The following is a 13,544-nucleotide window of genomic DNA, read 5'->3' as shown; positions in this document are numbered from 1 at the left end:
TGCGGATCGAAATCCTGCGGCCCGTGAGCCCGGACATCAAATTCGCAGTGCCAGATACCGTTGTTCACCATCCTGCCAGAATCAATCATCCAGCCCTTGACCGCAATCACGCTCATGATGTGGCGCAGGTCTGTGCCATGCCAGTAGATAGTGGGTCTGCCCTGTCGTGTCTGCAGACCGATCACCTCCCGGGGTGCGACCATGGGAGGGGTGGGTCGGAGGTCGATAAGCCTGGTGCGCGCCCGGGAGCAGAGGATCTTCAAGGCGCGCTCCAGCATCGGGGTCCACACGCCGGGGCCGGTGGCTTTGGCATCGGCTTCGGTGAGTACCTCAAGCAGGTTGAGGGTGACCAGGTCATATCGCACCGCATCCAGGAGAAGATCCACCGCTTCCTCGGATTCGGGATCCATGTGTCTGACCAGGCGGGCGATCGTGGTGTGTTCCGCCACCAGAGTCTGCACGCAGGCACGATCACGGAGATTCAATCCCATGCGGTGTGCGGTGCGAGCCACCATTTCGGCGCCGACCTGCTCATGCGGACGCGGGGTGCCCTTGCCGATATCATGATAGAGCGCACCTAAAAGCAGCAGATCAGGTCGGGCGACAGCGACGGTTTCCAGCGCACAGTTGGCCACGGTGTTGAGGCTGTGTTCATCGATGGTGGACACATGGCTGGGTTCACGTGGCATGAGACCACGGATGCGGTCCCATTCAGGGACGTATCGCACCCACAGACCATGGCGGTCCATCTGTGTGATCACCCGTCGTGAATGCTCCGGGCTGGAGAGCACACGGAAGAAGTCACCTGCGATAGCTGCTGGCCAGGGATCAGGTGGTGACGGACAAGTGGTGAGCCGATTCCACATGGCTTCGGCAACGGGGAGTCCTGTTTTAGCAGCGGCAGCCGCGACCCGGAGCGGGAGAGCCGGATCACTCAGATCAGCATTGCGCGCCAGTCCGATGGTGCCGAAGTTATCCACCACATCCAGATCAAGGGGGCGGCGCTGTGCGGTGCGGTAACCAAAGCCGGTGCGCCTGGGAAGAAGTCCCCGGGCAGTGGCAAGCGCCTCATTGAGGGCGTCATCGATGGCGCGGGCAGCATCGGCAATCTTTCTACCGAGGTGATAACGGTCCGTGTAACCCAGGTCCAGTGCCACATCCACTGCGAACTCAGGGTCTAAAACATCCCTGGATCTGCGGGCGTGAACATGCAGGAGGGTACGCACATCCAGCAACAGCTGGTGCTGTTGCTCCAACCGCGGCCGGTTGGCGAGGTTGCCCAGAGCCAACGCCTTGATCAATTCATGATCCCGCAGCCCTCCCCTGCCGTGCTTCAGGTCAGGACGAGTCATAGCCATCAGGGGCCCGGAACGTCGCCAGCGGGCAATCGCGGTATCTACCACGGCGTTGAAGTTCTTATGCAGCTCGCTTCGCCACCTAGTGAGGATCCGGGTCCGGGCTGATTCAAAGAGTTTTTCATCGCCACCGATGAATCGTAGGTCCAGCATGGCCAGGGCTGCGGTGGAATCTGCAGAGATCATATCCACGCACTCCTGAGGGGTGCGTACTGAGTAGTCCAGGCGCTTTTTGGCATCCCAGATCGAGTACCAGAGATCCTCCACCCCTTCTGGTTCCTGATCAGCCGGGTGAATGAGGATCAGATCAATATCTGAATACGGGGTCATCTCTCCACGCGCGAGTGAACCTGTGGCAGCCAGGGCTGTTCCAGGTGGCAGGGTCAGTGAACCCAACAGTGCCAGGGCGGAACTTTCCGCCTCCTGGCGTAGCCGGAGGGGATTATTCATGAAAGGGTGTGGTCTCTGCGAGTGGTCGTGGGGTTTTATAGTGCGTCCTCGCCGTGCTCACCGGTGCGCACCCGGATGAGTTGCTCAACAGTGGTGACCCAGATCTTGCCGTCGCCCATCTTGCCGGTGCGTGCCGTATTCACGATGGTGTCAATGACCTCATCGAGCTGGGCATCTGCCACCACAACCTCAATCTTGACCTTGGGCACAAAATCCACGGCGTATTCCGCCCCGCGGTAAACCTCGGTGTGCCCCTTCTGTTGGCCGAAGCCCTGGGTCTCCGTGACGGTCATGCCCTGCACACCAATCTGTTCGAGGGCTTCCTTGACGTCGGTCAGGGTGAAGGGCTTAACAATGGCGGTGATCAGTTTCATGTTCTGTGCTCCTGAAGTTTTCGGTGTGGTTACTGCTGGTGGTACTCAGCGGGAGGCGATGCCTGGGACATCACTCCCCCGTCATCTGTTCCCGGGGTTACCGTCGAATCTAACGAATTTCCGGCCCCATGGTGTCATAAGCCGATTCACCGTGTTCAGCTAGGTCAATACCACGCTGTTCCCGGTCATCATCGATTCTCCAGCCCATGGTGGCCTTAAGAACCCAGGTGATGGCCGCGGTGATCACTCCGGCAAAGACCATGGCTGTCACCGCAATGACGATCTGGATGATAAAGAGTTTAAAGCCATACATACCGCCACCGGTGAACCAGCCGGTCTCTGTGGCCAACAGTCCGACACCGATGGTGCCCCACAGTCCGGCAACCAGGTGAATACCGACCACATCCAGGGAATCATCGACATTGAATCGGTACTTCAGGCCTACACCCAGGCAGGCCAATCCACCACCGATGATCCCGACGATCAATGAGGTCACCGGGGTTAGTGCCCCTGCGGCCGGTGTGATGGTGACCAGTCCTGCCACCACTCCGGATGCCGCTCCCAGGGAGGTGGCGTGTCCATCACGAAGACGTTCGACCGCCAGCCAGCCGAGCATGGCTGCTGCTGTTGCTGCGGTGGTGTTGAGCCAGGCAAGTCCTGCCAGACCATCAGCGGCAAATGCTGAGCCACCATTGAAACCAAACCACCCGAACCACAGTAGGGCTGCTCCCAGCATGACAAGCGGAAGGTTGTGGGGCCGTGCCGCCACAGTGGGGAAGGTTCGCCGCTTTCCGATCATCACAGCCAAAACCAGTGCTGCGGTGCCTGCGGAGATATGTACCACGGTGCCGCCGGCGAAGTCGATGGGTGCGATGGTGGCTTCCCCACCGGTCACACCGAAGATCCAGGCCGCGATACCAACATCACCATGGGCCAGCAGTCCTCCACCCCACACCATGTGTGCCAGTGGGAAGTAGACCAGGGTGGACCACAGGGCGGTGAAGACCATCCAGGTGGAGAACTTCACGCGTTCTGCCAGGGCACCGGAGATCAATGCTGTGGAGATCACCGCGAAAGTGAGTTGGAAACCGATGTCGATGACATTGGCGTAACCGGCAGTGCCTTGAATGTAGTGGCCTTCCGCATCAGTCACCGCGTTTCTCAATCCGAGAAATTCCAGCGGGTTGGCCACGATACCGGCCAGTGACTGGGTTCCATAGGACATGGACCAACCCCACAGGATGTAGACCACGGACACCACTCCGAGTGTGCCAAAAGACATCATCATCATGTTGAGGACTGATTTCTGCCGGGACATCCCTCCGTAAAACAGTGCCAGTGCCGGGGTCATGAGGAGGACAAGCGAGGCGGATATCAACATCCACGCGGCATGTCCTGAATCTGTTGTTATCTGCTCAGTGGTCATGATTAACGGCCTCCTTGGGGCAGGGAAGGGAAAAGGGATATTTGTTAAGACCGCGGTACAGGTGGAGATGTGTCTGAACCTCACAGTTTCACTCTGGAGTGGTTCGCGCTGGCCAGCAACTCATTTCCACCCTTAACTATAGACCTATAGAAAGAAGTTTCAATAGATCTATAGAATTGTGCGAGCAAAAGAAACGGCCCCGACAGGGGCCAAATCTATAGCTCAACAGGTATTTTCTTCAGGGGCTCACCATCTCCGCCACCGGGGGTGATACGGGGTTATCCCTGCCATATTCCTGACCAGTGGGAACATCCTGGAACGCAAACACCCGGTGCCCTGTACATGAGAGGACATTGCCCTTGGCACAGGTACACCGGGTTATTTTCCAGCTTGCAGACAGTCCTCAGCCAAGCAGTGCGTCCACGAAACCTTCGACCTCAAATGGGGCGAGGTCATCTGCGCCCTCGCCAAGACCAACCAGTTTTACTGGCACACCGAGTTCCTCCTGGACCTGGAAGACGATGCCACCCTTGGCCGTACCATCCAACTTGGTCAGGACCACACCGGTGATGTCCACGACATCACGGAAGATACGTGCCTGCTGCATGCCGTTCTGGCCGACAGTGGCATCAAGAACCAGCAGGACCTCATCAACTGGAGCCTTCTTCTCCACAACGCGTTTAACCTTGCCCAGCTGGTCCATCAGACCGGTGGAGGTGTGCAAACGGCCTGCGGTATCAACCAGAACCACATCAGCCTGCTCAGCCACACCGGTGGCTACAGCATCAAAGGCAACAGATGCCGGGTCTGCCCCCTCCGCACCACGCACGGTGGTGGCACCGACGCGGCGTCCCCAGGTTTCCAGCTGATCTGCTGCTGCGGCACGGAAGGTATCGGCAGCACCAAGCAGAACCTTGTGCCCCATGGACACCAAGACACGGGCAAGCTTGCCGGTGGTGGTGGTCTTACCTGTGCCGTTGACACCGACAACGAGAACAACTGCCGGCTTACCTTCGAATGGCATAGCCCGGATGGAGCGATCAAGATCGGGGCGGCAGGCGTCGATAAGCGTCTGACGCAGCATGGCGCGTGCCTCAGCCTCGCTGGACACACCGTGCGCTGCGATCTTGTCGCGCAGTTCATCAACCACGCGCAGGGTGATCGTGGCACCCAGGTCAGCCTTGATGAGCATGGCCTCGATGTCTTCCCAGGAATCTTCATCCAGGTCACCAGCGGTGAGGATACCCAGGACGGACTTGCCGAAGACATTCTGGGAACGTGACAGGCGGCCACGTAGCTTACCGATACGACCAGCGGCTGGCGCAATATCATCCAGTGGCTGTGCAGCAGGTTCCGGTGCAGTTTCTGGAACCGGGGTCTGCTCACGGGCAGCCTCAGCAAATTCAGCGGTCACCTGTGCTGCTTCTGCAGCCTCGACAGCTTCTTCTTCCACCACAGTGGCTTCAGCCGGGGTTTCTTCCCCAGCAGGTGCCGTTACTGATTGTGTAGCTGGTCCCTCAACCGCTTCTTCGATTGGCTCTTCTGGAGCTTCCTCGAGGACCTCAGCGGTATCTTCAGTGATCTCCTCCGGTACGGCCTCAGAAGAAGTCTCAGGCTCTACAACGTCCTTGGTGGCCCTATCCTGTGTCACAGGTTCTGGTGCAGAATTCGGAACTGCGGTTGGCTCGGAAAAAGGCTGAGCAACTGGCTTAGCAACAGGATCCTGTGCCGGGAACGCGTCGGTTTCCTTCTCCACAGACTTTTCTGCAGCAGGCTTAGCGACAGGGGTCACCGGGGTCTGTTCAACAGGCTCTGCAACAGGAATCGGGGTGGTTTCCGCAGCAGGCACCTGAGTAGCCTCAGGTTCCTTACCCTCCTCTGGCTTCTGAGGTGGCTCCGGTGTCACAACCGGATCCTTCTCTACCGGTGGTTCCGGAGTTGGGATCGGTGCCGGAATAATCGGAGTCGGCTCAGTGAGCTTCTTCTCCTCCTGGCCGGGCAGCTTCTGGTCATCCCGAAGAACCGGTTCCTTTTCCTCAGCCGGCTTGGCCGGAGCGAAACTGAATCCACCCTGTGCCTGATAATTGCCAGACCTCTCCTGCTGGGTGAGCTGTTTCTTCTCTTCCTCAGCCGGTTTTTCAAAACTGACTGTCTTTGATTCACCTCGTTTTTTACCAACGATCAACAAGATGATGATCGCCAGAATAGCGAGGACTACTAGTCCTATAATCCAAAAAGTCGCATCCATGCCTTCTATAGTGGCAGGTTTCTTCCTGGCGCACACCGCCAGCCCAGGATTTTCCACATTTTTGGGGCTCCTGGTGTCCCACATCCACGATTGCCTCAGAGACGCCCGAGTGCCTGACCGAAGCCCGCCGACAGCACATGCCCACGTTGAAGTGGCACCCACCAGCAGGTCCACACCGGCGGTTCCCCACCATCTGAAGGAAAAGGATCACCGGCGATCCACCGTTCCGGTGGATCCTGATCAATCAGCTCCATGAGAAAATAATGACGGTGGGCACGCTCAGGTTTCGCGGGTCGGAAATCATAGTCCATCACACCGAGTTTTCTCACCACCCGGGCATGAAGGGTGGTCTCCTCAAAGGTCTCCCGGACAGCAGCCTCTGCAGGGTCCTCCCCCAGCTCAATGGTTCCAGCCGGAACCTGCACGCCGGCCAGGGGATCTTCATGACTGAACACTAAAAGTCTGGTTCGGTGGACCACATAACAAACGACTTTCTGGCTCTCCACTTCGATATTCATGAAGCCAGTTTTCCACAGCCCTGCTCCACAGCACATAGCCCATGTGCTGTGGTGACTACCTGACATGGAACTTACGGGGCGGACCTTAGAAAAAGGGGCCCCTGACGAACACAATTTTGCGGTGTCTGCCAGGGGTCCTCCTTGTTTCTCTAGGAAAACCGCAGAAAACTAGTCCACCAGTCCCGGGTTGGTCACGCCGAGAACCATGGCTTCAGCAGAGATCAGGTCACCGGTGACCAGGTCGGGAACCAGGTCTGCGATACGTCCCCACCCACCGGATGCACGGTCAAGAGTGCGGGTCTTGCCGATCAGGTCATGGGCATGCAGACGGGAACACAGGGCGAAGACCAGGGAGACCACCGGGGTCAGGGCCCACATGTTCTCCGGCTTGTCGGTGTCCACGCCGTCAAGCTTGTCAAAGCGGATGCGTGCTGAGGAGTACAGCTGACGTTGGGTTCCACGCATGGCGCGCAGCAGGTCCACAGCGGTCTTCATCAAGCCTTCAGACTGGAGAACAGCATTGAGCTGCTCACGCTTCTTGAAGGTTTCGAACACAGCCATGAGGCGGGTATTATCCGCCATCAGCGGGCCGGGGACGATGTCAGCACTGCTGAAGAACATCTCCAGCAGTGCAGCCTGCTGGGCTTCATTCATGCTGGCGATTGCCACGGTTGACTGGTCAACACACGCAGAATCCAGGGTGGAGTCGCGTCCGGTTGCCAGTGCGGAGAGGATATTCTTGCCCGCCACTTCTTCCAGCTGGCTGAGGATCGGTAGCAACGGAGTGCGATTACCCACCTCTTCTGCTTCCTTGAAAGCACCCGGAAGTGCGCCGAGCAGCTGGAGGGTACCGATCCAGGCAGTACGGTGGATCTCCGTAGCGGGGGTGTCCGTGGCGAACGCAGATGCCGCCAGGCCGGAGGAGATGACCTTGCCAGGCAGTGCATGTGCAGGAACCAGCGATGCCGACAGGCCCTTCAGGGCTGCAGCAGGGTGGGCACGCAGGGCGGTGTGAACCACCGGCAGGTGCTCTGTGTTGCCCTGTTCCGACCAGATGTGGGAAACGTCCCACAGTGCTGGAACAACTGCTTCAGATACGGGAGGTTCTTCCACCGCCCCACCGAAGAAGGCGGAAAGCTGGGCGAATTCCTCAGCCTGGTTGGCATAGTAGCCCTCCTGCTCCACAGTCACCGCGGTGGTGCCCGGGGACAGTGGGGTCAGCAGAGTGGTGAAGGGATCAGCGGTGTGCAATTGCACCAGGAGTGAACCGGCTCCCACGAGACCTTCTGGAAGCTCCACGCGATCACTGGTGACCGGTACCTCAACAGCACGGACCCACGGTGCGGTGGTCGGCCAGATCCAGGCACCCAACTTGCGTCCCGCAGCCAGTTCCTCGAAGACAAGCTCATTGCCTTCGATGGTGATGCCGGTGCAGTGTTCGATCTTGTCCAGAACAGCGATGGTCACGCTGAGTCGACGGTCAGCGCGCAGCTCGGTCCATTCGAATTCAATGGAACCGCGTGGCACGACGAGCGTGCTGGCGGCGACTTCCTTCATCGGGGCAACCCAGGTGCGTCCATTATCCGGAGTGCTCATCTTGATGGTGCGCAGTGGTGAACCATGGTGGTTACGCACACTGATGCGGGGATCGCCCACATTCACACCGGTGCGGATGCGCAGCTCTCCGGAACCATCCAGGTCACGGGGACGGCAGACAGTACGGGTGACACGCCACATCGGTGGTTCGGTGACCAGGGGTAGTTCGATGGCGATCTGTGGTGGCACAAAACGCAGTGGCATCTGGTCACCCTCATCGGTGGTGACCACAAAGCTGGCGTTGGGGTTGGTGGCGCCCACACCGACCAGGCGCGGTTCTGCCGTGAAGTGCTTCTCACCGGAACGCACGCGGATGGTTGCCTCAGACAGGCCCGTGGTGGTCGGAATACGGAAGGAGCTGTCTGCTCCGACCATCTCCAGTTCGGTGGTCATGCCCTCCACGATGGAGAATTCATGACGGAAGGATTCATTACGTGGTCCACGCAGGCGAACCAGGTATTCCCCCACCCAGGGGGCGTCATAAGCCTCCGGGTCGAAGATGTAAAACACTCCACCTTCAGCAGGGACTTCTAAAGGCTCAGGATCGGCAATCTCATCACCGGCGCTGCCCACACCTGCAAAGGCAGAGATCGACAGCATCCAGGTCTCATCACGGCCACTCAAAGTCGGTGGGAATTCCGCCACAAGCGATTCCGCGTACACCGGCAGGCCGGTGGTGGAACGAACGTGTGGGATCAGGGCCTGGTGCGGGTGGTGGAAAGCCACACGACGGCGTGGGTCAATGCAGCGAATCTCCTTGTTCACCTTCAGAGATGCCAGGGAACGGGCATCCACGCGGAAACAGGTCCATGAGGTCCAGCCCTCAACCTCGAAGGAGTCCAGAACCGGGATCGGCTCGCCTGTGACGATGTCTTCCAAGGCAGATTCTGTCGGTGCCAGGACATAGATCTCCTGGTGGTGCAGTGACAGCTTATCGGTGAGGTTCTCACCACGTGAGGAGAACACCAGGACTGGATCGTTGAAATCAACAACCGGGACCACCCAGGTGATCTGGTTGGTGGTGTCGGTGACGGTGGTCTCACGGATCTGGCGTTCCAGGGTCACATCAAGTGCCTCGGAGTAACCGGAGGTCTCACCCCAGGCGCGGCTGGTGTTGTAGATGCGGGTGGTGCCCTCCAGGCTCACACGCCAGGAAACTTCACCATCGTTGACACGCTGTTCTGGAAGACGCAGACAGACCTTGCGCCGTTCAGCATCCAGCACCAGGCGGGGACGCAGCTCACGCAGGGCCACACCCACGGCGTTTTCACGGTCAACGGTACCAAGGGGACGCTCCCGCAGCTCTGCGACGAAGAGTTCATCCACCATGTTCGGCAGGGCACTCTCGCGTTCGCGGTCAGGCCAGGAGGTGGGATGGGTTTCCGCAAAGGTGCAGAGCTTTTTGATTCCACTGAGCAGTTCTTCTGCCCACTCCGGTGCCAGACGCATGACGGCATCAAACATGAAGGGGTAATCAGTGGTGCCGGCCTCAACCTCAGTCAGGACCGGTGCCACTTCTCTACCGGTGATTCCACAGTGAAGGGAGAGAATCTCAATCGGGGTTGCCGGCTCTGCAGGTAGTGCCAGGCCGGTCTTGGCCAGGAGTTTCTCCACGCCTTCTTCCAGAACCGTGGCGTGTGCCGGTTCCAGACCTAGACCACCGAAATACTCCCCGAAGAAGTCTTGTGGATCAACGATCTGCGCCGCACGGGACACCAGGGTGGCCACGGTGAGTCCCGGGGTCATCTCCAACAGTTCTGCCATGTCGGCTCCTGCCGCCAACTGGCGGGACAAGAAGGTGCCATAGAAGCGGTCAATGCGCTCAAGTTCGTCACTGCGCAGCTGTGCCTTGGCGAAGTACTCCACTCCGTTCAGGCGCTGGGTCAGTTCCAGCTCAGTCTGTGATGCCCATCCGAGCAAAGAATCATTGAAATCGGCAATGCCACCAGGCATGTATACACTCTCCCCGCGTAACCGCGTCCCAAAATTGAAACCGACAATGACCATCGTATGGTCATTGAAATGCCTTTTCACCCTACCCCACGTCAGCACGGTCCCACCTGCCAGGAGTGCCGCCTCCCTGGCTAATCATCAACAACGAGTAACCAACCCCACAGTTGATGCAAAAGGTTAGCTCCGCAGTGTCTGCCAGCTACGTCGTTGATACAGCACAGCAGCACCACTGATGTTCACCACGGGGGTGTTATTCCACCGTTGCAGGCAAAGAATCCACCGGATCCCCAGCAGTGTCCGCATCAAGGCCAGAGGCACTATCCCCACCTGTGATCGGCATCTTCTCTGCCGGTTCCATTCGCTGACTGATCACCCGGGTGACACCATCGCCACGCATGGTCATACCATAGAGCACATTGGCACATCCATGGTCGGCTTCTGGTGGGTGATCACAATCAGCTGGGAGTCCAGACGCAGTTCCTCAAACAGGGCGATGAGGCGTCGCAGGTTCACATCATCAAGGGCTGCCTCCACCTCATCCATCACGTAGAAGGGGCTGGGGCGGGCTCGGAAAATCGCCACCAGCAGGGCCAGAGCCGTTAGTGACTTCTCACCACCAGACAGCAGCGACAGACGCTTGACCTTCTTGCCTGGTGGACGCGCCTCCAACTCAATGCCGGTGGCCAACAGATCATCCGGATCCGTCAGAATCAGACGTCCCTCACCGCCCGGGAAGAGCGTGTTGAATACCTTGGGGAATTCCCGTTCCACGTCATGCCAGGCATCCGTGAACAGCTGGAGGATCTTGGCATCCACATCCTCAATGACACCATTGAGATCAGCCCTGGCTTGCTCCACATCATTGAGCTGGGTGGAAAGGAATTCATAGCGCTCCTCCAGTGCCCTGAACTCCTCCAGTGCCAGTGGATTGACCTTGCCCAGTGCTGTGAGGTCCTTTTCTGCCTGCTTCAACCGTGCCCGCTGGAACTGCTCATCAAAGTTCTCATCGGGTGTGTAGTCGTTCAGGAGTTCGGCCACCGGAATGCCCAGTTGCTCGGTGATTTTCGCCACGGATTCCTCCATGCGGACCTGTGCCTGGCTGCGGGCTAGTTCCATGGCATGGGCGTTATCGCTGAGGCGATCCACCTGATGGCGGGCCGCACTCACGGCATCCTTGGCCCGGGCCAACTGCCCGGTCAGTGCGGCCTTCTCCTGGTTACGGGCATCGCGCTCAGCTGCGGCACGGACCAGGGCGGCAGACACCCGCTCAGCCACATTGCGCGCACCCCGCTGGACTGTGGCAGCCAGATCTGCCCGACGCCGACGGGATTCCATCGCCTGCTCATGGCGGAGTTTCGCCTGACGTTCGTGTTCTGCCTGCCTGCGGAAACCATCTCCCCTGCCCCGGGATTGCCCGGCGCGCTCCTCCGCAGTGCGCAGGCTCAGGCGTGCCTCCATCTCCATGGCACGGATCTGGTTGAGGGCTGTTGTGGCGGTGTCGCGGGCCTGGGTGGAGGGTTCTTCTGTTTGATGCTCCTCCTCCACCCGGGAGAGGCGGTCCATGATCTCTGCTAATTGGGTGCGAAGTTCTTCGCGACGTTGTTCTGCTGCGGTCAAGCGTTGGGTGTGACGTTGATGTTCGCCTGCTGCTGCCTGATGTTGTTTGTCCAGACGGGTGAGGTCGCGGACGGTGTTATCTAAGGCGATGTCGAGTTCGCGTAGTGCTGCTTTACGGGCTGCTGCATCCACACGGGTGTGTTCTGCTGCCAGGCGTGCACCCTCGAAGGTTCCTGCGATGTTGTTGAGTTTTTCCAAGGTCTGGTTCAGGACTTCACGTGCTGTGTCGATCTGGGCGGTGATTTCCACGGTGGAGATGCCAGATCCCAGTTCGATCCAGCCGGAGCCGACTAGGACACCCTCCCGGGTGACGGCACGCAGGCGTGGGTCATCGCTGACCACAGCGTGGGCGGTGGCCGTGTCTTTGACAAGCACCACGTCGGCAAGCAACCGGTTGATGGGGGCTGCCACCCGGGGATCCAATGACATATGGTCCAGCAACCAGGTGGTGCCGGTAGGAAGGTTGGTATCCAGGCGCCAGGCATTGTCCACATCGTCCGCCCCGCGATCAGCAATGATGACGGTGCGTGGGACACCTGCTCCTATGAGCTTGTCGACGACCCCGTGATTCAGCTCCCCGGCCAGTGCCTCGGCGTGTGGCCCCAGTGCCGCTGACAGTGCCTTATGCACGTCTTTGTCCCCATGGAGGAAGCTGGCCAGCTGTGGGTAGTCAACAATATCTTCTGCTGAGGAACGCGGGCGGTTCTGCCCCAGGGTCTCAATGCGTGATTCCAGACCGGAGACTTCGCGTTCCAATGTGCTGCGCTGCCCACGCAGTTCCTCCAGACGGGTCTCGGCTGCCTGGGCTTCCTGCTGTGTCTGGTGGTGGGCTGCCTCCAGTGGTGCACGTTCCATGGAGATCTCCGCCTGTTGTTGCCTGGCCAGCAGAAGTTCACCTTCTACCTCCAGGATGCGGGTGGTAAATTCCTCCAATTGCTCACCCATGAGCGACACATCAGCTTCTGCTGACTCCAGCTGGGTGCGCAGGGAGTCCTCACTGGCCAGCAGGCGCACAATACCTTCACGACGATCCGCAATGGCACGGACCTGCGCCAGGTGTTCCCGCTCAGCTTCGCGGGCTTCATCGGCTTTGATCTCGGCTTCCTCCCGGATGGAGTTGAGCCGTTCACTGGCCATCTCCACCTGGGTTTCCAGCTCCTCTAGTTCCTGATCAGCTTCTTCTGCGCGCTGCAGCAACTCATCTGGATCATGGCCGGAATAGGCGGTATCCAACGCTCCGGAATTCGCGCGGTCCGTGGCAATACGCAAGGTGGCAGAAACACGCTCCGCTAATGAGGAGAGATCAAACCACAGCTGCTGGGCGGCCTCCGCCAAGGGCGTGACCTGCGCCAATTCCATCTCCAGGTCAGCCTGCGCGATGGAGGTCTCCTCCAGCTGTTCCCTGGCTGTCTCGGTCTGATCGCGGATCATCTTCTCGCGTTCAGTGGAGGTTTCCAGCTTCTTGGAGAGCTGAACGATCTCAAAACCCGCCAGCTGGAAACGCGCATCACGCAGGTCCGCCTGCACAGTGGCAGCACGCTGAGCAGCCTCTGCCTGGCGTGCCAGGGGTTTGAGCTGCTTGCGCAGTTCCTCAGTAAGGTCCATCAACCGGTCAAGGTTGACCTGCATGCCCTGGAGCTTACGCTGGGCTTTTTCTTTACGACGCCGGTGTTTGAGCACGCCCGCGGCCTCTTCGATATAGGCGCGGCGCTCCTCAGGGCGTGATTCCAGGATCTCAGCCAGTTTTCCCTGGCCGACCATGATGTGCATCTCCCGGCCGATACCGGAATCTGACAACAGCTCCTGGATATCCATGAGTCTGGCTCTGGAACCATTGATCTCATATTCACTGGCACCATCACGAAACATGCGCCGGGTGACAGACACCTCGGTGTAGTCAATGGGTAGTGCACCATCAGAATTGTCGATGGTCAGTGTGACCTCTGCCCGGCCCAGGGGCTTGCGATCCCCTGCTCCGGCGAAGATGACATCCTCCATCTTGCCGCC

Annotated in this window: 6 protein-coding genes and 1 pseudogene; all 7 read right to left on the bottom strand. The window is 59.1% G+C overall.

Going from position 1 to position 13,544, the window contains the following annotated elements:
* Positions 1 to 1,805 (bottom strand): [protein-PII] uridylyltransferase (locus Q0M74_RS09140; protein ID WP_293953630.1); only part of this gene is annotated, 1,805 nt, incomplete at its 3' end.
* Between the two features lie 35 nt (positions 1,806 to 1,840).
* The gene (gene glnK, locus Q0M74_RS09135; RefSeq protein WP_293953629.1) at positions 1,841 to 2,179 is read right to left on the bottom strand and encodes a P-II family nitrogen regulator GlnK; all 339 of its coding nucleotides are present in this window, start codon (positions 2,177 to 2,179) and stop codon (positions 1,841 to 1,843) included.
* 109 nt (positions 2,180 to 2,288) lie between these two features.
* On the bottom strand, positions 2,289 to 3,605 hold the full coding sequence (locus Q0M74_RS09130) for an ammonium transporter (protein ID WP_293953627.1): 1,317 nt from the start codon (positions 3,603 to 3,605) through the stop codon (positions 2,289 to 2,291).
* Between the two features lie 403 nt (positions 3,606 to 4,008).
* Complete coding sequence (gene ftsY, locus Q0M74_RS09125; protein ID WP_293953625.1) at positions 4,009 to 5,853, bottom strand: signal recognition particle-docking protein FtsY; 1,845 nt, start codon at positions 5,851 to 5,853, stop codon at positions 4,009 to 4,011.
* A gap of 95 nt (positions 5,854 to 5,948) precedes the next feature.
* On the bottom strand, positions 5,949 to 6,371 hold the full coding sequence (locus tag Q0M74_RS09120) for an NUDIX domain-containing protein (protein WP_293953623.1): 423 nt from the start codon (positions 6,369 to 6,371) through the stop codon (positions 5,949 to 5,951).
* 168 nt (positions 6,372 to 6,539) lie between these two features.
* Complete coding sequence (locus Q0M74_RS09115) at positions 6,540 to 9,920, bottom strand: hypothetical protein (RefSeq protein ID WP_293953621.1); 3,381 nt, start codon at positions 9,918 to 9,920, stop codon at positions 6,540 to 6,542.
* A 250-nt stretch (positions 9,921 to 10,170) separates the two neighbouring features.
* Positions 10,171 to 13,544 (bottom strand): annotated as a pseudogene (gene smc / locus Q0M74_RS09110) (chromosome segregation protein SMC); the annotation flags it as partial.

Origin of the sequence: uncultured Corynebacterium sp. (assembly GCF_945649885.1) — a bacterium.
Classification (GTDB): Bacteria; Actinomycetota; Actinomycetes; order Mycobacteriales; family Mycobacteriaceae; genus Corynebacterium.
This window is presented reverse-complemented; position numbering and strand designations above follow the sequence as displayed.